Origin of the sequence: Yersinia rochesterensis (assembly GCF_003600645.1) — a bacterium.
GTDB lineage: Bacteria > Pseudomonadota > Gammaproteobacteria > Enterobacterales > Enterobacteriaceae > Yersinia > Yersinia rochesterensis.
The window spans coordinates 152915-175988 of record NZ_CP032482.1; the positions used below are offsets into that span (position 1 = coordinate 152915).

Below are 23074 nucleotides of genomic sequence, written 5' to 3' on the forward strand. Positions count from 1 at the left end.
CGCCTCCACTGACCGGGAACAACGAAACACACTTCGCCGGGTCAGGAAGAGAAAAGAATGATTTTGACTTCGAAAGAAAACAAATAAATCCTTGACTCTTCAGCGGGAAAGCGTATTATCTGCCTCCCGCGTTACCGTAAGATTCGCCGAAAGGCAAACGGGTAACGAACGCTCTTTAACAATTTATCAGACAATCTGTGTGGGCACTCGCAAGACGATATCGAAGCCTGTTTCGACAGGCAGAAGAAATATCAAAGTCTTGAAGAGTGACCAAAGCAGTACACATTTGAACTTCGGTTCGAATGCATATTTGCAGAAAGTAATCTTTGAGCATCGCTATGTTAACTCATAGCAAATCAAACAAATCTTAAATTGAAGAGTTTGATCATGGCTCAGATTGAACGCTGGCGGCAGGCCTAACACATGCAAGTCGAGCGGCAGCGGGAAGTAGTTTACTACTTTGCCGGCGAGCGGCGGACGGGTGAGTAATGTCTGGGAAACTGCCTGATGGAGGGGGATAACTACTGGAAACGGTAGCTAATACCGCATGACCTCGCAAGAGCAAAGTGGGGGACCTTCGGGCCTCACGCCATCGGATGTGCCCAGATGGGATTAGCTAGTAGGTGGGGTAATGGCTCACCTAGGCGACGATCCCTAGCTGGTCTGAGAGGATGACCAGCCACACTGGAACTGAGACACGGTCCAGACTCCTACGGGAGGCAGCAGTGGGGAATATTGCACAATGGGCGCAAGCCTGATGCAGCCATGCCGCGTGTGTGAAGAAGGCCTTCGGGTTGTAAAGCACTTTCAGCGAGGAGGAAGGCAGTCGTGTTAATAGCACGGTTGATTGACGTTACTCGCAGAAGAAGCACCGGCTAACTCCGTGCCAGCAGCCGCGGTAATACGGAGGGTGCAAGCGTTAATCGGAATTACTGGGCGTAAAGCGCACGCAGGCGGTTTGTTAAGTCAGATGTGAAATCCCCGCGCTTAACGTGGGAACTGCATTTGAAACTGGCAAGCTAGAGTCTTGTAGAGGGGGGTAGAATTCCAGGTGTAGCGGTGAAATGCGTAGAGATCTGGAGGAATACCGGTGGCGAAGGCGGCCCCCTGGACAAAGACTGACGCTCAGGTGCGAAAGCGTGGGGAGCAAACAGGATTAGATACCCTGGTAGTCCACGCTGTAAACGATGTCGACTTGGAGGTTGTGCCCTTGAGGCGTGGCTTCCGGAGCTAACGCGTTAAGTCGACCGCCTGGGGAGTACGGCCGCAAGGTTAAAACTCAAATGAATTGACGGGGGCCCGCACAAGCGGTGGAGCATGTGGTTTAATTCGATGCAACGCGAAGAACCTTACCTACTCTTGACATCCACAGAACTTAGCAGAGATGCTTCGGTGCCTTCGGGAACTGTGAGACAGGTGCTGCATGGCTGTCGTCAGCTCGTGTTGTGAAATGTTGGGTTAAGTCCCGCAACGAGCGCAACCCTTATCCTTTGTTGCCAGCACGTAATGGTGGGAACTCAAGGGAGACTGCCGGTGACAAACCGGAGGAAGGTGGGGATGACGTCAAGTCATCATGGCCCTTACGAGTAGGGCTACACACGTGCTACAATGGCAGATACAAAGTGAAGCGAACTCGCGAGAGCAAGCGGACCACATAAAGTCTGTCGTAGTCCGGATTGGAGTCTGCAACTCGACTCCATGAAGTCGGAATCGCTAGTAATCGTAGATCAGAATGCTACGGTGAATACGTTCCCGGGCCTTGTACACACCGCCCGTCACACCATGGGAGTGGGTTGCAAAAGAAGTAGGTAGCTTAACCTTCGGGAGGGCGCTTACCACTTTGTGATTCATGACTGGGGTGAAGTCGTAACAAGGTAACCGTAGGGGAACCTGCGGTTGGATCACCTCCTTACCTAACGATACGCATTGCGTAGTGTCCACACAGATTGTCTGATAGAAAGTAACGAGCAAATAAGGCCGGGCTGAGAAATTAGTCGGGCTTTAGTACCTTGTTGGGTCTGTAGCTCAGGTGGTTAGAGCGCACCCCTGATAAGGGTGAGGTCGGTGGTTCAAGTCCACTCAGACCCACCAACTCATCCTCATACTGCGTTACAGACACACTCGTTTATAACAATAAACGTCGCGTGACTGCGCCTTGTCTGAGAATGAGTTATGCCGATAAGGTATTTTGCTTTTTATATGGGGCTATAGCTCAGCTGGGAGAGCGCCTGCCTTGCACGCAGGAGGTCAGCGGTTCGATCCCGCTTAGCTCCACCATATAAAACTATTTCAAAACGTACTGCGGTCGCAAGACTCAGTGTGTTGTGAAATATTGCTCTTTAACAATCTGGAACAAGCTGAAAATTGAAACAATACAGCTGAAACTTATCTCTCCGTAGATGTACTGAGATAAGGATTAACCTGTATTAGAGTCTCTCAAATAATCGCAACGCAAGTTGTCTGCAAAGACACCTTCGGGTTGTGAGGTTAAGCGACTAAGCGTACACGGTGGATGCCTAGGCAGTCAGAGGCGATGAAGGGCGTGCTAATCTGCGAAAAGCGTCGGTAAGGTGATATGAACCGTTATAACCGACGATACCCGAATGGGGAAACCCAGTGCAATTCGTTGCACTATTGCATGGTGAATACATAGCCATGCAAGGCGAACCGGGGGAACTGAAACATCTAAGTACCCCGAGGAAAAGAAATCAACCGAGATTCCCCTAGTAGCGGCGAGCGAACGGGGAGGAGCCCAGAGTCTGAATCAGTTTGTGTGTTAGTGGAAGCGTCTGGAAAGTCGCAGGGTACAGGGTGATACTCCCGTACACAAAAACACACTTGCTGTGAACTCGATGAGTAGGGCGGGACACGTGACATCCTGTCTGAATATGGGGGGACCATCCTCCAAGGCTAAATACTCCTGACTGACCGATAGTGAACCAGTACCGTGAGGGAAAGGCGAAAAGAACCCCGGCGAGGGGAGTGAAATAGAACCTGAAACCGTGTACGTACAAGCAGTGGGAGCACCTTCGTGGTGTGACTGCGTACCTTTTGTATAATGGGTCAGCGACTTATATTTTGTAGCAAGGTTAACCGAATAGGGGAGCCGTAGGGAAACCGAGTCTTAACTGGGCGTCTAGTTGCAAGGTATAGACCCGAAACCCGGTGATCTAGCCATGGGCAGGTTGAAGGTTGGGTAACACTAACTGGAGGACCGAACCGACTAATGTTGAAAAATTAGCGGATGACTTGTGGCTGGGGGTGAAAGGCCAATCAAACCGGGAGATAGCTGGTTCTCCCCGAAAGCTATTTAGGTAGCGCCTCGTGAACTCATCTTCGGGGGTAGAGCACTGTTTCGGCTAGGGGGCCATCCCGGCTTACCAAACCGATGCAAACTCCGAATACCGAAGAATGTTATCACGGGAGACACACGGCGGGTGCTAACGTCCGTCGTGAAGAGGGAAACAACCCAGACCGCCAGCTAAGGTCCCAAAGTCATGGTTAAGTGGGAAACGATGTGGGAAGGCATAGACAGCCAGGATGTTGGCTTAGAAGCAGCCATCATTTAAAGAAAGCGTAATAGCTCACTGGTCGAGTCGGCCTGCGCGGAAGATGTAACGGGGCTAAACCATGCACCGAAGCTGCGGCAGCGACACTTAGGTGTTGTTGGGTAGGGGAGCGTTCTGTAAGCCGTTGAAGGTGACCTGTGAGGGTTGCTGGAGGTATCAGAAGTGCGAATGCTGACATAAGTAACGATAATGCGGGTGAAAAACCCGCACGCCGGAAGACCAAGGGTTCCTGTCCAACGTTAATCGGGGCAGGGTGAGTCGACCCCTAAGGCGAGGCTGAAAAGCGTAGTCGATGGGAAACAGGTTAATATTCCTGTACTTGGTGTTACTGCGAAGGGGGGACGGAGAAGGCTAGGCTAGCCGGGCGACGGTTGTCCCGGTTTAAGCATGTAGGCGGAGCGACTTGGTAAATCCGGTTGCTTATCAACGCTGAGGTGTGATGACGAGTCACTACGGTGATGAAGTAGTTGATGCCAAGCTTCCAGGAAAAGCCTCTAAGCATCAGGTAACATTAAATCGTACCCCAAACCGACACAGGTGGTCAGGTAGAGAATACTCAGGCGCTTGAGAGAACTCGGGTGAAGGAACTAGGCAAAATGGTGCCGTAACTTCGGGAGAAGGCACGCTGGCATTAGGTAATGGGACTTGCTCCCGGCGCCGAAGCCAGTCGCAGATACCAGCTGGCTGCAACTGTTTAATAAAAACACAGCACTGTGCAAACACGAAAGTGGACGTATACGGTGTGACGCCTGCCCGGTGCTGGAAGGTTAATTGATGGGGTCAGCCGCAAGGCGAAGCTCTTGATCGAAGCCCCAGTAAACGGCGGCCGTAACTATAACGGTCCTAAGGTAGCGAAATTCCTTGTCGGGTAAGTTCCGACCTGCACGAATGGCGTAATGATGGCCAGGCTGTCTCCACCCGAGACTCAGTGAAATTGAACTCGCTGTGAAGATGCAGTGTACCCGCGGCAAGACGGAAAGACCCCGTGAACCTTTACTATAGCTTGACACTGAACATTGAGCCTTGATGTGTAGGATAGGTGGGAGGCATTGAAGTGTGGACGCCAGTCTGCATGGAGCCAACCTTGAAATACCACCCTTTAATGTTTGATGTTCTAACTCGGCCCCGTAATCCGGGGTGAGGACAGTGTCTGGTGGGTAGTTTGACTGGGGCGGTCTCCTCCCAAAGAGTAACGGAGGAGCACGAAGGTTAGCTAATCACGGTCGGACATCGTGAGGTTAGTGCAAAGGCATAAGCTAGCTTGACTGCGAGAGTGACGGCTCGAGCAGGTACGAAAGTAGGTCTTAGTGATCCGGTGGTTCTGAATGGAAGGGCCATCGCTCAACGGATAAAAGGTACTCCGGGGATAACAGGCTGATACCGCCCAAGAGTTCATATCGACGGCGGTGTTTGGCACCTCGATGTCGGCTCATCACATCCTGGGGCTGAAGTAGGTCCCAAGGGTATGGCTGTTCGCCATTTAAAGTGGTACGCGAGCTGGGTTTAGAACGTCGTGAGACAGTTCGGTCCCTATCTGCCGTGGGCGTTGGAAGATTGAGAGGGGCTGCTCCTAGTACGAGAGGACCGGAGTGGACGAATCACTGGTGTTCGGGTTGTCATGCCAATGGCATTGCCCGGTAGCTAAATTCGGAAGAGATAACCGCTGAAAGCATCTAAGCGGGAAACTTGCCTCGAGATGAGTCTTCCCTGGGGCTTTAAGCCCCCTGAAGGAACGTTAAAGACTATGACGTTGATAGGCTGGGTGTGTAAGTGCAGCGATGCATTGAGCTAACCAGTACTAATGATCCGTGAGGCTTAACCTTACAACACCGAAGGTGTTTTGGTGATTTGAGAGAAATTAAGATTTTCAGCGAAGTTCCGAGATTGGATTGGCTGGCTGTGTGATATTGCATAGCGGGTTAATTGAAACAGAATTTGCCTGGCGGCCATAGCGCGGTGGACCCACCTGACTCCATGCCGAACTCAGAAGTGAAACGCCGTAGCGCCGATGGTAGTGTGGGGTCTCCCCATGCGAGAGTAGGACACTGCCAGGCATCAAACACGAGTTATCAGAATGACATCTGGTGACTAACAAAATCGCCAAAGGCGGTTTTGCACAGCGCGGAGCGCTGGCCCTGTAGAGGGTAAGTATCGGGAAGATACACGTAAAAGAATCGGTGGAGCGGTAGTTCAGTTGGTTAGAATACCTGCCTGTCACGCAGGGGGTCGCGGGTTCGAGCCCCGTCCGTTCCGCCACTTATTTAAATTATGCCTGCTTATCTTAGCAGGCATAATGTTAAGCATGATTTAGGGGCGTAGCTCAGTTGGTAGAGCACCGGTCTCCAAAACCGGGTGTCGCGAGTTCGAGTCTCTCCGCCCCTGCCATACAAATAGCCCTTCGCGAAAGCGAGGGGTTTTTTTATGTTAAAAATAATCATTTAGCTCGTTTTTTATACTGATTATGTGGTTCCTTTATGTATTTTCCCTCTTTTCTGGCGGCTGTCCCGATTTTTACATCAGGAATATCCATTTATTTTGCCGACATACAGCGCGTATTACCCCCATCAATAACTCTTATTGGTTATGTTTTTTATTAAAATAGCCATCACTCTTAGAAAGACAACATTCCCAATTCATGCTTACTTGGTTGAATTTATGTACAGAAAGTTGTTGTCTCTGCCCATTATTACTTCCACCAGATGAACTAAAGCTAATTAATATTTTAGTTAGCAGGGAAAAGATCTTTAGTTATTGATTCAGGAAATGTGGATTAGTAGCGTTTATCAAAAGCTCACTTTACTACCCAATATATCGGTTGTGGCAACTTTATTTATTGTCTGTGGCATGGGCTTTATTGTGCATGAATAGCCCATTTCTATTGATCACCACTTTATGATTTGCTGGCGATTTACGCTACACACTTTGATTAGGATCTAATACAGCGTTATATCACTTTTGATGACACTCTTTGCCCATGGTGGAAAATCTGTCATCAGAATTTTGCTATTTAGTTTTATTGCTATCCAGAGGGCGGTGAGTGCTTCTTATCGTGAACCACGAGGTTAAGCCTCAGTCGCCATCACTTAATCCTGTATGTCGCTTTGCGCGGCGTTATTCATAGGTGTTTTTAATAGCTGTCGAATTAATGTTTGTTGGTCACTGTTTTGCAACCAAACAGCATATAGTGGCCGCACGATAGGCGGTATATCAGTATTAATGGTCAGCTCTGGATATTCTTTTTGCCAATGTTCGGGCAAAAAGGCACAGCCACCGGTAGTATCCAACAGTTGCCGAGTTAAATGAGCCGACGTCGTGGTCAGCACGGGCATCTGTTCGTTGTTGAGTAAACGATTCTCTTGCTGATGGAAATCTGCTCCCCATTCCAGTTTGATATAGGGCGCTTCATTTGCATTTTTATGCTCAGTTTTATCGTCAATTATTTCTGATAGAGGGAGGGGACCTGATGAGAACAAACGCAATGAAAAATGTCCTAGAAGTTGACTTGCCAGTTCATCCATTTTAGGGGGTTCAGTTGTTATCAACAAATCCAGTTGCCGTTCGTGCAACTGCTTCACCAGTGATTGCCGTAGTGCAACACGGGCTTCAAGGCGTAATGCTTCTCGCTGTTTATATAACTGTTGCAACCAAGGGGTGAGGTAGGCCTCCCAAAGTGATGCGGTTGCACCAATAGACAACTCGGTGTGTTGTAGCGAATGTACAACCTCTTTTTTGGCTAGTTGCCAGGTACTCATCAATGTTTCGGCGTAAGGAACCAGCCGCTCACCCGCAGGGGTCAGACGAATATTATTGCGATGGCGAGTGAATAAATTTGCACCTAATTGATTTTCTAATTGACGGATACGAAAACTCACCGCCGACTGCGTTAAGTACAAAGATTCAGCTGCGCGACCAAAGTGGCGAGTTCTACTGACCTCCAAAAAGGTTTTCAGTAATTCGGTATCCACACCTATCTCCAATTTTTTTATCGTTAAGATTTAAATGTTTTGTTTTACACGATGTCAAGCCTATCTAATACTCCGCGCCATAAACAGCACGACCATGAGAGAATTAGGAGCGTGTCAGATGGCGGATAGCTTCATCACGACCAATCGTTTTTTTGATAATAAACATTATCCTCGCGGGTTCTCGCGTCACGGCGATTTCACCATTAAAGAGGCGCAATTACTAGAGCGCCACGGTTATGCTTTCAACGAGCTTGACCTCGGTAAACGCGAGCCTGCAACAGAAGAAGAACAGTTATTTGTTGCTGTTTGTCGCGGCGAGCGTGAGCCAGTCAGCGCCGAAGAAAAAGTCTGGTCTAAATATGTGACCCGGACCCGTCGGCCTAAACGTTTCCATACGCTGTCTGGCGGTAAACCGCAGATGGACGCAGTGGAAGATTATACTGATAGCGACGACTAATTCCCGTCGTCTTTGAAGCCGCAGGGATGTTAGCTACGCGACCTCCCCGAATCACTTACTTGGGTAAGCTCATCGGGATTAATGAGCCTCATTCTTAAGGCTCACCCTACGGGCTAGCATAAATGCTGTTCAAATCTGCTCCCGGCAAATTTGTCGGTTGCTTGCTAACTACCTGCGACTTCAATGACATTGGGCATAAGCATCTTGATTAAAAAGGGGCTTTTATTCCCTTTTTTATATTAAGCTTTTATGTAATTGCAAAAGCAATCGGTCCATACAACGATAGCTTAGCGCCTCTGAAAGATGATTTTTTTGAATATTATCTTCCTGAGCTAGATCGGCAATGGTTCGTGACACTTTCAATATATGGTGCCACGCACGGACTGACAGGCCGAGCTTCAGCAGAACTTGTTCCAGAAAAGCAGTGTTCTCAGGTGTTAAATAGCAATATTCAGCTATCTCCTGGCTGTTAAGTTGCGTGTTTATCTTCCCCGCTCTATCCAATTGCCTTTGCCTGGCCTGTAATACTCTCTGCCTGATGGTTTTGCTTGGCTCTCCTTGATGTCTTTGTGCTCCGAGCATTCCTGTCGGGAGTAGCGGGACTTCTATCGACAAATCAAATCTGTCCAAAAATGGGCCTGACAATTTTGCCAGATAGCGCAGGATTTGTTGTGGCGGCGCTCGGTTATGAACACCTTGATAATGCCCGCTAGGGCTAGGGTTCATTGCGGCGATAAGCTGTACTTTAGCCGGAAAACAAACTTTAGCCGCTGCACGGGAAATGGTAATTTCGCCTGATTCCAGTGGCTCGCGCAGTGAATCCAGTACTCTGCGTTCAAACTCCGGTAGCTCATCCAGAAAAAGTACCCCATTGTGTGCCAGTGATATTTCGCCGGGACGGGGAATTGACCCTCCGCCAATCAGAGCGGCCATTGATGCGCTGTGATGCGGTGCGCGAAAAGCCCGGCAGCGCCATTGGGCGGGCAGTTCATTACTGTGTAGCAGGCCATTAATGGCTGCGGTCTCCAGTGCTTCTTGCTCCGTCAGTGGCGGCAGTAGCCCAGTTAGCCGATTTGCTAGCATGGTTTTCCCCGTCCCCGGAGGCCCGAGCAATAGCAGGTTATGCCCACCAGCCGCTGTTATCTCCAGCACGCGTTTGGCTTGTGATTGGCCGATGATATCTTGTAGGTCGAGGCGGTTGTCCCAATCGACAACATCTTCAAGGCGTTGGCCCTGAGCTAGGGTATTCTCCTCTTGTAAAAAACCGCATACTGCGAGCAAGTTTTCTGCGACCCAGCTGTTACCTTGGGCTATCAATCCAATTTCGAGACTGTTCCCTGACGGCAAAATTAATTGTCGATGGACATGGCTGCTGGCGAGTGCGGCTGGAATTGCGCCGCTAACACGTCTTAGCGCCCCCGATAAGGCGAGTTCACCCAAGAACTCATAGTGCGCTAATTTATCCGCAGGAATCTGCTCTGACGCTGCTAATATCGCTAAAGCAATCGGCAGGTCATAACGGCCGCCTTCTTTGGGCAAATCTGCCGGTGCCAAGCTGACCGTGATTCGTTTAGCTGGAAAGATGAAGCCGCTGTTAATCAGCGCGCTGCGAACCCTATCCCGCGCCTCTTTCACAGTGGTTTCCGGTAATCCAACTAAAACGAATCCCGGTAACCCATTGCTAATATGAGCTTCAACTGTGATGGCGGGCGCCTGGATACCTAATGTGGCGCGGGTATGAATAGTTGCCAGTGACATGGTGCTTTCCTTTGCTGTCATGCGTCCTTAGTGTCGGGCGTTGTTACAGAGTGCCTCAGAATTTTTGTCAGTGTCTGGGAAAAGGGGGGTTTTGCGAAAGCTCGCGAAAAGTTTCGTTGCAATGAATGTATCAAAATCAAAAATTGCGATGTGGTACGCAGTAAAAAGGCCAAACTGTCGATATGGGTTTTACTGATTGATAAATAATATATTTATCCTGTTTTGTCTGTGTGCCCACAAAATAATAATTTAAATAAATATTGTCAGACAACTAATAACTGTGATAACTCTGTAGGTATTCGTTCGACACTAGACAGATGAACAACCTAATTATGAAAGCGATTTTCCAAGTGATTAACCTAGTCCTAATTAGCGTGGTGGTGATTATTATCCCACCGTGCGGGGCTGCACTTGGACGAAAAAAGGCATAAAAATCAAGCCTTAATCACAAGAAAACCCCCGCACCGAAAGGTTCGGGGGTTTTTTTATCATTACATTAAAGGACGCGAGGAACATAAAATGCACAACAGAATAAAATCCTGCTCACCTCGCGAACGGTCGGAGAAATAACTATGAATGGTGCTCAGTGGGTGGTTCAAGCGTTGCGTGCGCAGGGTGTTAGTACAGTATTCGGCTATCCGGGCGGGGCGATTATGCCGGTCTACGATGCTTTGTATGATGGCGGTGTCGAGCATCTGCTCTGCCGCCATGAGCAGGGCGCTGCCATTGCTGCTATTGGTTATGCGCGTGCAACCGGTAAAGTTGGGGTGTGTATTGCCACTTCCGGCCCCGGAGCCACTAATCTGATCACCGGTTTGGCGGATGCTTTACTGGATTCTGTGCCGGTTATTGCTATCACCGGCCAAGTCGGTTCTGCATTAATCGGCACTGATGCTTTTCAGGAAATTGATGTTTTAGGTCTGTCTCTGGCCTGTACCAAACACAGTTTTTTAGTTGAATCATTGGATGCGCTGCCGGGCATCATGGCGGAAGCATTTGCCATCGCGACCAGTGGCCGCCCCGGCCCCGTTTTAATTGATATCCCGAAAGATATTCAGTTGGCCGTGGGTGAGTTGACCCCACACCTGATGCCAGTTGAAGAGTATCTCGTTGATTCTGCGGCTGAATTACAACAAGCTTTAGATATGCTGGCGACGGCAAAAAAGCCGATGCTGTATGTTGGCGGCGGTGTTGGAATGGCGCAGGCGGTTCCGGCTTTACGCGAGTTTATCGAGGTGACGGGCATTCCTGCCGTGGCCACGCTGAAAGGATTAGGCGCACCGGACACCGAGCACCCTTGTTATCTGGGGATGTTGGGGATGCATGGTACTAAAGCGGCGAATTTCGCCGTGCAGGATTGTGATTTATTGATAGCGGTTGGCGCGCGTTTTGATGATCGGGTGACTGGCAAGTTGAATACATTTGCTGCGAAAGCCAAAGTTATCCATATGGATATCGACCCGGCCGAGCTGGGTAAATTGCGTCAGGCGCACGTCGCGTTGCAGGGCGATTTGAAAGTGTTGTTGCCTGCTTTGCAGCAACCGCTGAACATTCAGCCGTGGCGTGATGAGGTTATGGGCTTAAAACACCAGCATAGCTGGCGTTATGATCACCCTGGCCAGGCAATTTATGCTCCGTTATTGTTGAAGCAAATTTCTGAGCGCAAAGCTCCACAGACCGTGGTGACCACCGACGTGGGCCAGCACCAGATGTGGACGGCGCAGCATATGAACTTTACCCGCCCTGAGAATTTTATCACTTCCAGCGGCTTGGGCACGATGGGCTTTGGCGTACCCGCGGCTGTTGGCGCACAAATGGCCCGCCCGGATGATATGGTCATCTGTGTCTCCGGTGACGGCTCGTTTATGATGAATGTGCAGGAGCTGGGCACCATAAAACGAAAACAGTTGCCGCTGAAAATCGTTTTGTTGGATAACCAACGCTTGGGTATGGTAAGGCAATGGCAGCAACTGTTTTTTGATGGGCGTTACAGCGAAACCAATCTTTCTGACAACCCCGATTTTATCACTCTGGCCAGTGCTTTTAATATTCCTGGCCAACGAATCACCCGCAAAGACCAAGTCGACGCCGCTCTGGATGCGCTGTTTAACAGCGAAGGCCCTTATCTGCTCCAGGTTTCCATCGACGAACTCGAAAACGTTTGGCCGTTAGTGCCGCCAGGCGCAGGTAATGAAACCATGCTGGAGAAAATCTCATGATGCACCACCAACTCTCTATCCAACATCAAATCTCTATCCAAGCCCGCTTCCGCCCTGAAATGTTAGAGCGTGTATTGCGGGTTGTGCGGCACCGCGGCTTTCAGGTTTGTGCTATGAATATGTCGCCAATGATTAATGCTGAGAATGTTAATATTGAATTGACCGTTGCCAGCCAGCGCCCTGTCGATTTACTGTCTTCACAGCTGAGCAAGCTTATGGATGTCGCCTGCGTCGAGATCCTACAACCTAATACATTACAGATACGCGCCTGATGCGCCACAAGGAAAGAAAAGAATGACGAAGAAAGCTGATTTTATCTGGTTTAACGGCGAAATGGTTCCGTGGGCAGAGGCTAAAGTTCACGTGATGTCTCACGCGTTACACTACGGCACGTCAGTCTTCGAAGGTGTCCGTTGCTACAATTCCCATAAAGGGCCAGTAGTTTTTCGTCACCGCGAACACATGCAGCGCTTGCATGACTCAGCCAAAATTTACCGCATGCCAGTTTCCCAGACTGTTGATGAGCTGATGGAAGCTTGCCGCGAAACGTTGCGCAAAAATAACCTGACCAGCGCTTATATCCGGCCATTAGTGTTTATTGGTGATGTCGGCATGGGGGTAAACCCGCCAGATGGCTATAAGACTGACGTGATTATTGCTGCTTTCCCATGGGGCGCTTATCTGGGCGCAGAAGCGCTGGAGCAAGGTATTGATGCGATGGTTTCTTCATGGAACCGTGTGGCACCAAACACCATTCCAACCGCAGCCAAAGCGGGCGGTAACTACTTGTCTTCCTTGCTGGTGGGCAGCGAAGCACGCCGCCACGGTTATCAGGAAGGGATTGCGCTGGACATTCACGGCTTCCTGTCTGAAGGTGCGGGCGAAAACTTATTTGAAGTGAAAGATGGCATTCTGTTTACTCCGCCATTTACCTCTTCTGCTCTGCCGGGTATTACCCGCGATGCCATTATTAAACTGGCGAAAGACATGGGGCTGGAAGTGCGTGAACAAGTATTGTCGCGCGAATCTCTTTACTTGGCGGATGAAGTATTTATGTCCGGCACTGCGGCAGAAATCACCCCGGTGCGCAGTGTAGATGGCATCCAGGTTGGTATTGGTAAACGCGGCCCGATCACGGCAAAAATTCAACAAGCATTCTTCGGCCTGTTCACTGGTGAAACTGAAGATAAACACGGTTGGCTGGATCCGATCAATCCATAATAAATAAAAACTGACAGACAGGATCAGCAGGTGGTTCGTTCGCCACCTGCAACAGGTTATATCTGCAACAACAAATTGATTTGCAATACAAAAAACTGGAGTGAAGAGACAATGCCTAAGTACCGTTCCCATACCACCACCCATGGCCGCAATATGGCCGGCGCCCGCGCACTGTGGCGCGCTACCGGTATGACCGATGATGACTTCGGCAAACCGATTATTGCAGTTGTTAACTCATTTACCCAGTTTGTACCGGGCCACGTTCATTTGCGCGACTTAGGCAAGCTGGTAGCGGAGCAAATTGAAGCGTCTGGCGGTGTGGCGAAAGAGTTCAACACTATTGCAGTGGATGATGGGATCGCGATGGGCCATGGCGGTATGCTGTATTCTCTGCCTTCACGTGAATTGATTGCTGACTCCGTAGAGTACATGGTTAACGCCCACTGCGCGGATGCCATGGTGTGTATCTCTAACTGCGACAAAATTACCCCAGGGATGCTGATGGCGTCTCTGCGGCTGAATATCCCGGTTATCTTTGTTTCTGGCGGCCCGATGGAAGCCGGTAAAACCAAATTATCCGACAAAATTATTAAGCTGGATCTGGTCGATGCCATGATTCAGGGCGCAAACCCGAATGTCAGCGATGCTGTCAGTGATCAAATTGAGCGCTCAGCTTGCCCGACTTGCGGCTCTTGTTCCGGGATGTTTACGGCTAACTCAATGAACTGTCTGAATGAGGCGCTGGGTCTGGCGCTGCCGGGTAACGGCTCATTGCTGGCAACTCATGCTGACCGTAAACAACTGTTCCTCGATGCCGGCAAGCACATTGTGGCGCTGACCAAACGTTATTATGAACAAGACGATGAGAGCGCCTTGCCGCGTAACATTGCTAACAAAGCGGCATTTGAAAACGCCATGACGCTGGATATTGCCATGGGCGGTTCCACCAATACCGTGCTGCATTTGCTGGCGGCAGCGCAGGAAGGCGAAATTGATTTCGATATCAGCGATATCGACCGTCTGTCCCGTAAGGTTCCGCATTTGTGCAAAGTGGCACCGAGCACCCAGAAATACCATATGGAAGATGTGCACCGTGCCGGTGGTGTGGTGGGGATTTTGGGTGAGTTGGACCGGGCTGGCTTGCTGAATCGCGAAGTGAAAAACGTGTTGGGTCTGGACTTGCCACAAACGCTGGAAGCCTATGACGTGATGCTGACCAAAGACGAAGGGGTCAAGCAGATGTACTCCGCAGGCCCGGCTGGCATCCGCACCACGAAAGCATTCTCACAGGATTGCCGCTTCCCATCACTGGATACTGACCGCCAAGAGGGCTGCATCCGCACCCGCGAGCATGCTTACAGCCAAGACGGCGGTTTAGCGGTGCTGTATGGAAATCTGTCGGAAAATGGCTCAATTGTTAAAACCGCTGGGGTAGATAAAGACAGCTTAACTTTCCGCGGCCCGGCCAAAGTCTATGAGAGTCAGGATGACGCGGTTGCCGCTATTCTGGGCGGAAAAGTAGTGGCGGGTGATGTGGTTGTTATCCGCTACGAAGGGCCGAAAGGTGGGCCGGGGATGCAGGAAATGTTGTATCCGACCACTTATCTGAAATCCATGGGATTAGGCAAAAGCTGTGCATTGCTGACTGATGGCCGTTTCTCCGGTGGCACCTCCGGTTTATCTATTGGTCATGCTTCGCCAGAGGCTGCCAGCGGTGGGTTGATTGCTTTGGTGCAAGATGGCGACATCATTGATATTGATATTCCAAACCGTGCTATGAAGCTGGATGTCAGTGATGCTGAGCTGGCTGCGCGCCGCGAAGCAGAATTGGCGCGCGGTGATGCTGCATGGACACCGAAAGCACGCGAACGTCAGGTTTCTTATGCGCTGCGCGCTTATGCTTTACTGGCGACCAGTGCCGACAAAGGTGCAGTGCGCGACAAAAGTAAGTTGGGAGGCTAATACCCATGGCGGTATCACAACCCTTATCTGCTGCCCCCGATGGGGCAGAATATCTGCGGGCGATATTGCGCGCGCCGGTGTATGAGGTGGCGCAAGTCACCCCGCTGCAAGTGATGGAAAAGATTTCTTCTCGCCTGGCTAATACCATTTTGGTGAAGCGCGAAGACCGACAGCCGGTACACAGCTTTAAACTGCGCGGTGCTTACGCGATGCTGGCCGGCCTGACAGCAGAACAAAAAGCCTGTGGTGTGATAACGGCTTCTGCCGGTAATCATGCGCAGGGCGTGGCGCTCTCGGCCAGCAAGCTGGGTGTCAAAGCATTGATCGTGATGCCAGTGGCAACTGCTGACATCAAAGTGGACGCGGTGCGCGGTTTTGGTGGTGAGGTGCTGCTGTTCGGTGCCAATTTCGACGAAGCCAAAGGTAAAGCTATTGAGCTATCCCAATTACAGGGCTATACCTTTGTCCCGCCATTCGACCACCCGGCGGTGATTGCCGGGCAGGGGACACTGGCGATGGAGTTGCTCCAGCAAGACGCCCATCTTGACCGGATCTTTGTTCCTGTTGGCGGCGGTGGGCTAGTGGCCGGTGTGGCAGTGCTTATTAAACAACTGATGCCGCAGATTAAAGTCATTGGTGTTGAAGCGGAAGATTCCGCCTGTTTACGGGCTGCGTTGAATGCCGGTAAGCCAGTGGATTTGGCGCGTGTTGGGTTATTTGCCGAGGGCGTGGCGGTTAAGCGCATTGGCGAAGAGCCTTTCCGCTTGTGCCAGGAATATCTCGACGAAGTGATCACCGTCGATAGCGACGCCATTTGTGCGGCAGTCAAAGACATATTTGAAGATGTACGCGCCATTGCCGAGCCGTCAGGCGCTTTGGCGCTGGCGGGCCTAAAAAAATATGTGCAGCAGCATAATATTCAAGGTGAGCGTCTGGCCCATGTGCTCTCCGGCGCTAACGTTAATTTCCACGGTCTGCGCTATGTCTCAGAACGCTGTGAGCTAGGTGAGCAACGCGAAGCTTTGCTGGCCGTGACTATTCCTGAGCAAAAAGGCAGTTTCCTGCGTTTCTGTGAGCTGTTGGGTGGCCGGTCGGTGACGGAATTTAACTATCGTTATGCTGATGCCGAAAACGCCTGCATTTTCGTCGGGGTGCGTTTGACCCGTGGTCATATCGAGCGGGAAGAGATTTTGTCCGAGTTACGGGCGAAAGATTATCAGGTAGTGGATTTGTCCGATGACGAAATGGCTAAATTGCACGTGCGTTATATGGTCGGGGGGCGTCCTTCCAAGCCATTGCGCGAGCGTTTGTATAGCTTTGAGTTCCCGGAATCCCCAGGCGCATTGTTGAAATTCCTGCATACCTTAGGGACGCATTGGAATATTTCTTTGTTCCATTATCGTAGTCACGGTACTGATTTTGGTCGGGTATTGGCAGGGTTTGAGTTGTCAGATTCTGAGCCACAATTTGAACAGCATCTGACGGCACTGGGCTATGATTGCCACGATGAAACCAATAATCCGGCGTTTAAATTCTTTTTAGCGGGTTAATTGGCGTACTGCGAACGACAATCTACTTACGAACTACCTACGACCTACAGTAATCTCCAAAATGCTTCAATCAACGGCTCATTGAGCCGTTTTTTGGGCACGCAAACCCCCAATTCAAACGGTTCTACCAGCGAAATATCATCCAACAGAGAAATACGGTTGCGCACTGGTTCTGGGCTATTGTCTACCACCACTGACGGGATCAGCGCGACGCCACAACCCAAGGCCACCATCGACACAATAGCCTCATGACCGGAAACTGTTGCGTAAATCAGGGGGTTAGTAATGCGCTGGCGGCGGAACCACAAATCAATGCGTTTTCGCGATGGGCCGTGCTCCGGCAGAATAAAGGGAACATTGGCCCAATCAGGCTGGTCGACAGAGATTAACTCTCGCACCGCACAAGGGAGTGCCGGGGCAATTAACACCAGCGGTATCTCGCCAATCTGAGTAAATGCCACGCTGGTGGGCAGCACTTCAGGACGGCCCGCAATGCCGAGATCGGCTTCATTCGATTGGACTTTATCTACTGCGTCGGCCGCATCACCGGTGGTGAGTTTGATTTCAACCAGTGGATGGCGCGCGCGAAAGCGGTCCAAAATCGGCGGTAAATGGCTATAAGCGGCGGTAACCGAGCAAAATAACCGCAGCTCGCCACTTAGCGATGGCCCGTGTTGGCCCAAGGCATGGAGCAATTGTTGATATTGCAGCAGGGTTTGTTGCGCAAAAGCTTTCAACTGAGTCCCGGCATCAGTCAGTTGTACGGTGCGATTATCACGTAAAAACAGCGGCTGACCGATGGTCTCTTCCAAGCGCTGAATCTGGCGCGAGAGGGTGGACGGACTGACATGCATTGCTTTGGCGGTACGGCCAAAATGGCGGCTTTCAGCCAAATGAAGAAATAATTTCAGGTCGCGTAAATCCATCACAGACAGCCTCTTGGGGGAGAAGAGCCATTGTATTGCATAAGGAATAAAGAGTATTGCAGAATCTGCAATATCACATTGTTAATATATCAATTTCAGCAATGTGTTTCCTGTCATATAGTGATTCCAAGATAATCCCCGGCACAGACAGGGGATGTGAAAAAAAACAGTATAAGTACACAAACACCACATTCGTTTGCAGTCACTAAAAAAATAGCTGCACCCACAAAACAGAACCCGAACGGAGTAATACCATGGCTAACTATTTCAACACATTGAACCTGCGTCAGCAGTTGGCGCAATTAGGTAAGTGTCGCTTTATGGCACGTGACGAATTCGCCGATGAAGCAAATTACCTGAAAGGCAAAAAAGTGGTGATTGTCGGCTGTGGCGCACAAGGTTTGAACCAAGGTTTGAACATGCGCGATTCAGGTTTGGATGTGGCTTATGCCCTGCGTAAAGAAGCTATTGCTGAAAAGCGCGCCTCATGGCGTAAAGCGACTGAAAACGGCTTCAAAGTCGGCACTTACGAAGAGTTGATCCCACAGGCAGATTTAGTGGTTAACTTGACGCCAGACAAACAACATTCCGCCGTAGTTCAAGCCGTTCAGCCGTTGATGAAAGATGGCGCTGCGCTGGGATACTCCCACGGTTTCAACATTGTTGAAGTGGGCGAGCAAGTGCGTAAAGACATTACAGTAGTGATGGTAGCGCCGAAATGCCCAGGTACTGAAGTTCGTGAAGAATACAAACGTGGTTTTGGTGTGCCGACATTGATCGCGGTTCACCCAGAAAATGACCCTAAAGGCGAAGGCATGGCGATTGCCAAAGCTTGGGCAGCGGCTACTGGCGGCCATCGTGCTGGCGTGCTGGAATCCTCTTTTGTTGCAGAAGTTAAATCTGACCTGATGGGTGAGCAAACTATCCTGTGTGGTATGTTGCAGGCCGGTTCACTGTTGTGCTTCGACAAGCTGGTTTCTGAGGGCACTGATGCAGCTTATGCTGAAAAACTGATGCAGTTCGGCTGGGAAACTATCACCGAAGCGCTGAAACAAGGCGGGATTACGCTGATGATGGACCGCTTGTCCAACCCAGCTAAATTGCGTGCTTATGCGCTGTCTGAGCAATTGAAAGAGATTATGGCTCCATTATTCCAGAAGCATATGGACGACATTATTTCCGGTGCGTTCTCTAGCGGCATGATGGCAGACTGGGCAGAAGACGACGTTAAATTACTGAACTGGCGTGAAGAGACCGGCAAAACAGCCTTTGAGAATGCGCCACAGTTTGAAGGCAAAATCTCTGAGCAAGAATATTTCGACCACGGCGTATTGATGATTGCCATGGTGAAAGCCGGTGTTGAATTGGCATTCGAAACTATGGTTGATTCTGGCATTATCGAAGAATCTGCTTATTACGAATCTCTGCATGAATTACCGCTGATTGCGAACACCATTGCTCGTAAGCGCTTATATGAAATGAACGTGGTTATTTCTGATACCGCAGAATACGGTAACTATTTATTTGCCAATGCGGCTGTTCCGTTGCTGAAAGGCAAGTTTATGGATTCTCTGCAAGCCGGTGATTTGGGCAAAAGTGTTGCCGGGACTGCAGTAGATAATGCGCAACTGCGTGATGTAAATGAAGCTATTCGCAACCACCCAATTGAAGCGGTTGGTCATAAACTGCGTGGCTATATGACCGATATGAAACGTATTGCTGTTGCAGGCTAATGCCCCTTGCTCTTGACGCCGCCGTGTTGTTAGCGGCGTTTAAATCGACTTAAAACAGGCCGCTGCCATTATTTAATGGCAGCGGCTTTTTTCTATCTCAAATTCTGTGTATTTCGCGACAGAAAAATTTATTAAATTAATGCTATCACGGCCCGAAAAAAACCTTGTAAGGTGTTAATCGTGGTTAAGCACATCGCAGACAATATCAGTATTTAACGCTATCAATCACTCTATTCTTATCAAGAAAATAAAGCACCTCGCTAATTAGCGGGGTGTTTTTATTTATGGGTATTACACAGATGAATAATAAAACTAATGACATCTAAATAATATTAAGGAGGTGAATAGGACAAATAAATTTAGCCGTAAATATTCTCGTTAATTATGAAACTTAAATAAGGAAATAAGATATGGGAGAAGGACACAGTAATACAACCGGCCATGGTGCTCGTGGCCCCACCGGGGGCGTTAAAGGGGGGCCAACAGGATTTGGCACCGGAAATCCTAATCGGGGTAGTGGATGGGGAGTTTCACAGACTCCCTATGGCCCTCTTCACAATTACAATCCCAGCAAATTTGGGCATGGCAACCGACGCGGTGGTAATCGCGGTGGTCATGCAGGTCATCGTGGCAATACACCGAACCTGTCACAACGGCCAGAACTACAGGTTGCCATTGTTCCCGGCGTCGCGGTTCCCTTATCGCTGGTTGCCAGTGAATGGGGATTAACACTGTTTAAGCCAAAAATGGTTGCGGCTGCGCTCGACCTGGCACTGACCCGGCTGGGAATGTTTGTAATGGATGCGGCCCCTTATGTCGGGCGGTTCGCCGGGGTGGTTGGCATGTTGTTGGCACCCTCTGAAATCGCGAAAGATGATATGTCAGTGATCCGGCGTACCCTCGTCACCCTGCCAGCGGAGCGCATCACGAGTGTGCCATTTGCACAGTTACCCACTCAGCCCGCAGTAGTGGCTAACGCCCGCTTGCATGATGTGGTACAGGATGGTGTGCAGAAAATCGCCGTAGTGAAATCTAAACATGTGCCGATTATGGTGCCGGTGGTACAGGCCAAACCCACTGCCCGGCCGGGAGTATTCACCGTTCAGATACTTAATGGTATGCCCCCTATTCACATCCATGTTGAAAACAGTTCCCCACCCCCCGATACAGCACAACCAACGGGTGTCAGTGAAGTGAGAGATAGCCCTGTAACACCGGTATTTTCTCCACTGGGAAATAACAGCCATGACGCAATTGTCTACTTCCCCGCAGAAGCCAATACCGATCCAGTTTATATCTCAGTCACCACAGTATTGATGCCTGAACAGATTGAACGGGTGGAAGAAGAAAATCGCCAAAAACAGGCGAAATGGGCGGCCAGTTATCCGGTCGAAGCGGCGCAATACCAGCTAAGTCAGGCGGGTGACGCTTTAGTCAGAGAGCAGCACAACATTGAACCCTATCGGGCGGCATTGGAGGCGCTTAATGATACCTGGGAAGGACAGCTGTTAAGTGACCCAGACGAATATCCGCTTAGTTATGAGTTTGATGATTATGTCTATATGTGGGGTAACTATGGGTACCATTTTATGTTCGACATTGAGATCAAAAACCGCGAGGACCTGGATAATTTATTAAATCTTGGTGGTGAAGCTTTTGATCCTTTCCCTGATGGTCTGAGCCAAGAAGACCTTGAAAAGTACGGGGATTATGCCGGGTATATTATGCAGGAGTTGAAGATTGAGCAATACAATCTGTTGCGCGAACATCTGCTGGTTCATCAGGATAAAATTGATGCAGCTCAGTTGGCTTTAGATCCTTTTCAATATCAATTAGATATCGCTATAGATGCAGTCAATAACGCGGAGCAGCACTTAACTCAGGTCAGGGCACAGTTGGCTGAAGCTGAAAATGCCCGACTGGCGGCAGTAGCCGCAGAGCGGCAGCGGGTGGAAAACGCCCGGCTGGCGGCAATAGCCGCAGAGCGGAAACGAGTTGAAGATGCCCGGCTGGCGGCAGTAGCAGCAGAACGTCAGCGGGTGGAAAACGCCCGACTGGCGGCAGTAGCCGCAGAGCGGCAGCGGGTGGAAAATGCCCGACTGGTGGCTGAAGCCGCAGAGCGGCGGCGGGTTGAAAATGCCCGACTGGCGGCTGAAGCCGCAGAGCGGCAGCGGGTGGAAAATGCCCGACTGGCAGCAGAAGCCGCAGAGCGGCAGCGGGTGGAAAATGCCCGTCTGGCAGACGATCTCGCCAGACAGCAAGCAGTTATTCGTGATAATACCTTTTCCTTACCTGCTTATCCGATCGGGGGGATACATCCGCCCGGTTTGGCCGCCGCAGGAGTGGGGGCCACGGTGTTAAGCCCTCGGGTCGCTCGCGAATTTAGCGCCGCATTCCGGGTGGCATTGGCGAGATTAAGTACGATTGCGACCACTTCACTGGCAGGCCCGATGGCGGTGATCATCGGCGCTGGTTTCTACTCAAGCAACGAGGGAGAAGGATCAGATCGACCCCTGGGATGGGAAAAGCCAACACTGGTGGGCAGCTTCCCGGTGAGTGGAATGGGATTATCCCCTGCAACACCACTGCCGCAACAAGGTGAAATTGATCTTCCTATCAGAATGTTGATGGCGGATAAGGATGACTGGACGAGTGTCTATGCGGTCAAACCCGATGCTGTGCAGGTTGCCGCGAAGGTAAAAGTCGTCGCCGCGCAATTTGATCCATTGCACGGCGTTTATACTTTTACCACCGACAACCAGCCGCCACGTACTTTTACCTTCACACCGGCGCGGGCGCCCGGCATGGATATCGGCACGGCATTGCCACAACCGGCAGGTGCTCCGGACTTTCCGCAGCATACAGGAACGGATATCACTTTTCTGGCCACCAAGCCTGATATGGTATTTTTGGCGCTGGAAGAGGGAGATTTCCACGATTACATCATCTGGTTCCCGGCAGACTCGGGGCTGGAGCCGGTGTATGTTTATTTTAAGACACCCCGAGATGAGCCGGGGGTTGTTACAGGCCACGGGCAGCGGGTTTCAGGGGTTTGGCTGGCGGGGGCTGGCAAAGATTTGGGTGTGCCCATTCCCGCGCAAATTGCCGATAAATTACGTGGTAAACGGTTCAGTAATTTTGATAGATTTAGGGAAGCATTTTGGCAGGAGGTGGGGAATGATCCTGAATTGGCTGGGCAGTTTATCCCCAGAAATGTGACTCGAATGAAACATGGAAGATCCCCTAGAGCTAGATTTATTGATACTGTGGGAGGAAAACGCTCATTTGAAATACACCATGTAAAATATATCCGCGATAAAGGAGATGTTTATAATATAGATAATTTACATGTAATAACACCCAAAAGACATATAGAGATTCACTCAAAGAAAGGAGAATGAAATGGAGTTAAAATATAAGCTAGAAGAGTATAGGGAGTCTGAATTCATTGAGTTAATCTCAAAGATTATTTTAGATAAAGGCTTAGAGGATGAACTAGATTCTCTTTTAGAGAACTTTATAAACGTTAGTGAACACCCTAATGGTTCTGATTTGATTTATTACCCAGAAGAGGGTGCAGACGATAGCCCTGAGGGTATTTTAGCCGAAATAAAAAAATGGCGAGCCGAGAACGGTAAGCCCGGATTTAAGGAGTAAGCTATATAGTTAAGTAATAATATAAGCCGCCGCTCTGACGGTTTATATTTACTACAT

Annotated in this window: 13 protein-coding genes, 4 tRNA genes and 3 rRNA genes; 17 read left to right on the forward strand and 3 right to left on the reverse strand. The window is 50.0% G+C overall.

What is annotated here, in order from left to right:
• The first annotated feature begins 369 nt into the window (after window positions 1-369).
• The 7 genes from DXZ79_RS00745 to DXZ79_RS00775 all read left to right on the forward strand — a co-directional run bounded on the left by DXZ79_RS00745 (window position 370) and on the right by DXZ79_RS00775 (window position 5954).
• Window positions 370-1912, forward strand: a 16S ribosomal RNA gene (locus DXZ79_RS00745).
• A 102-nt stretch (window positions 1913-2014) separates the two neighbouring features.
• Window positions 2015-2091: transfer RNA gene (locus DXZ79_RS00750), tRNA-Ile, on the forward strand.
• Window positions 2092-2201: 110 nt separating this feature from the next.
• Window positions 2202-2277, forward strand: a tRNA-Ala gene (locus DXZ79_RS00755).
• Window positions 2278-2485: 208 nt separating this feature from the next.
• Window positions 2486-5392 (forward strand): 23S ribosomal RNA (locus DXZ79_RS00760).
• A 115-nt stretch (window positions 5393-5507) separates the two neighbouring features.
• Window positions 5508-5623: ribosomal RNA gene (rrf, locus tag DXZ79_RS00765) — 5S ribosomal RNA — on the forward strand.
• Together the 16S, 23S and 5S rRNA genes with 4 tRNA genes alongside form the textbook arrangement of a ribosomal RNA operon.
• 125 nt (window positions 5624-5748) lie before the next feature.
• Window positions 5749-5825, forward strand: a tRNA-Asp gene (locus DXZ79_RS00770).
• 53 nt (window positions 5826-5878) lie between these two features.
• A tRNA-Trp gene (locus DXZ79_RS00775) sits at window positions 5879-5954 on the forward strand.
• 698 nt (window positions 5955-6652) lie between these two features.
• On the opposite strand, the gene hdfR is transcribed toward DXZ79_RS00775, so the two are convergent.
• Entirely contained in the window at window positions 6653-7534 is an 882-nt protein-coding gene (hdfR, locus tag DXZ79_RS00780; protein WP_038638081.1) for an HTH-type transcriptional regulator HdfR, read from the reverse strand.
• A 118-nt stretch (window positions 7535-7652) separates the two neighbouring features.
• Between hdfR and DXZ79_RS00785 the strand changes: the two genes are divergently transcribed.
• Window positions 7653-7991, forward strand: coding sequence for a MaoP family protein (locus tag DXZ79_RS00785; RefSeq protein ID WP_042562488.1), 339 nt, complete (start codon window positions 7653-7655; stop codon window positions 7989-7991).
• A gap of 234 nt (window positions 7992-8225) precedes the next feature.
• Here the strand turns inward: DXZ79_RS00785 and DXZ79_RS00790 are convergent, their stop codons facing one another.
• Window positions 8226-9749: a YifB family Mg chelatase-like AAA ATPase gene (locus tag DXZ79_RS00790; protein WP_120010989.1), complete on the reverse strand. Its 1524-nt coding sequence runs from the start codon at window positions 9747-9749 to the stop codon at window positions 8226-8228.
• 332 nt (window positions 9750-10081) lie between these two features.
• Here DXZ79_RS00790 and ilvL point away from each other — a divergent pair, with 332 nt between their 5' ends.
• The 6 genes from ilvL to ilvA all read left to right on the forward strand — a co-directional run bounded on the left by ilvL (window position 10082) and on the right by ilvA (window position 16701).
• Complete coding sequence (ilvL, locus tag DXZ79_RS00800; RefSeq protein WP_071841758.1) at window positions 10082-10180, forward strand: ilv operon leader peptide; 99 nt, start codon at window positions 10082-10084, stop codon at window positions 10178-10180.
• 141 nt (window positions 10181-10321) lie between these two features.
• Entirely contained in the window at window positions 10322-11968 is a 1647-nt protein-coding gene (gene ilvG / locus DXZ79_RS00805; RefSeq protein WP_038638088.1) for an acetolactate synthase 2 catalytic subunit, read from the forward strand.
• Window positions 11968-12240 carry an acetolactate synthase 2 small subunit gene (gene ilvM / locus DXZ79_RS00810; RefSeq protein WP_038639976.1) on the forward strand — a complete coding sequence of 91 codons (273 nt, stop codon included), beginning with the start codon at window positions 11968-11970 and terminating at the stop codon, window positions 12238-12240. The genes ilvG and ilvM overlap by 1 nt, the downstream gene beginning before the upstream one ends.
• A gap of 22 nt (window positions 12241-12262) precedes the next feature.
• Window positions 12263-13189 carry a branched-chain amino acid transaminase gene (locus DXZ79_RS00815; RefSeq protein WP_038638091.1) on the forward strand — a complete coding sequence of 309 codons (927 nt, stop codon included), beginning with the start codon at window positions 12263-12265 and terminating at the stop codon, window positions 13187-13189.
• A 111-nt stretch (window positions 13190-13300) separates the two neighbouring features.
• A complete protein-coding gene (gene ilvD / locus DXZ79_RS00820; RefSeq protein WP_038638092.1) occupies window positions 13301-15151 on the forward strand; it encodes a dihydroxy-acid dehydratase in 1851 nt (616 codons plus the stop codon).
• Window positions 15152-15156: 5 nt separating this feature from the next.
• Window positions 15157-16701, forward strand: a complete 1545-nt coding sequence (gene ilvA, locus DXZ79_RS00825; RefSeq protein ID WP_038638095.1) for a threonine ammonia-lyase, biosynthetic — start codon at window positions 15157-15159, stop codon at window positions 16699-16701.
• Window positions 16702-16745: 44 nt separating this feature from the next.
• Here the strand turns inward: ilvA and ilvY are convergent, their stop codons facing one another.
• Window positions 16746-17627, reverse strand: a complete 882-nt coding sequence (gene ilvY / locus DXZ79_RS00830; protein ID WP_038638098.1) for an HTH-type transcriptional activator IlvY — start codon at window positions 17625-17627, stop codon at window positions 16746-16748.
• 254 nt (window positions 17628-17881) lie between these two features.
• Here ilvY and ilvC point away from each other — a divergent pair, with 254 nt between their 5' ends.
• From ilvC to DXZ79_RS00845, 3 genes are all read left to right on the forward strand, one after another.
• Window positions 17882-19360, forward strand: a complete 1479-nt coding sequence (ilvC, locus tag DXZ79_RS00835) for a ketol-acid reductoisomerase (RefSeq protein ID WP_038638101.1) — start codon at window positions 17882-17884, stop codon at window positions 19358-19360.
• Between the two features lie 410 nt (window positions 19361-19770).
• Window positions 19771-22761, forward strand: coding sequence for a colicin-like bacteriocin tRNase domain-containing protein (locus DXZ79_RS00840; RefSeq protein WP_120010990.1), 2991 nt, complete (start codon window positions 19771-19773; stop codon window positions 22759-22761).
• Window position 22762: 1 nt separating this feature from the next.
• Window positions 22763-23017: a bacteriocin immunity protein gene (locus DXZ79_RS00845; protein WP_038638109.1), complete on the forward strand. Its 255-nt coding sequence runs from the start codon at window positions 22763-22765 to the stop codon at window positions 23015-23017.
• Window positions 23018-23074 lie beyond the last annotated feature (57 nt).

Excerpts from the sequence above, each read along its gene's own strand:
- DXZ79_RS00790 (WP_120010989.1), bottom strand. The coding sequence starts at position 9,749 with ATGTCACTGGCAACTATTCATACCCGCGCCACATTAGGTATCCAGGCG.
- ilvM (WP_038639976.1), top strand. The coding sequence starts at position 11,968 with ATGCACCACCAACTCTCTATCCAACATCAAATCTCTATCCAAGCCCGC.
- ilvD (WP_038638092.1), top strand. The coding sequence starts at position 13,301 with ATGCCTAAGTACCGTTCCCATACCACCACCCATGGCCGCAATATGGCC.
- DXZ79_RS00845 (WP_038638109.1), top strand. The coding sequence starts at position 22,763 with ATGGAGTTAAAATATAAGCTAGAAGAGTATAGGGAGTCTGAATTCATT.
- DXZ79_RS00785 (WP_042562488.1), top strand. The coding sequence starts at position 7,653 with ATGGCGGATAGCTTCATCACGACCAATCGTTTTTTTGATAATAAACAT.
- ilvA (WP_038638095.1), top strand. The coding sequence starts at position 15,157 with ATGGCGGTATCACAACCCTTATCTGCTGCCCCCGATGGGGCAGAATAT.
- ilvY (WP_038638098.1), bottom strand. The coding sequence starts at position 17,627 with ATGGATTTACGCGACCTGAAATTATTTCTTCATTTGGCTGAAAGCCGC.
- ilvC (WP_038638101.1), top strand. The coding sequence starts at position 17,882 with ATGGCTAACTATTTCAACACATTGAACCTGCGTCAGCAGTTGGCGCAA.
- ilvG (WP_038638088.1), top strand. The coding sequence starts at position 10,322 with ATGAATGGTGCTCAGTGGGTGGTTCAAGCGTTGCGTGCGCAGGGTGTT.
- ilvL (WP_071841758.1), top strand. The coding sequence starts at position 10,082 with ATGAAAGCGATTTTCCAAGTGATTAACCTAGTCCTAATTAGCGTGGTG.
- DXZ79_RS00815 (WP_038638091.1), top strand. The coding sequence starts at position 12,263 with ATGACGAAGAAAGCTGATTTTATCTGGTTTAACGGCGAAATGGTTCCG.
- DXZ79_RS00840 (WP_120010990.1), top strand. The coding sequence starts at position 19,771 with ATGGGAGAAGGACACAGTAATACAACCGGCCATGGTGCTCGTGGCCCC.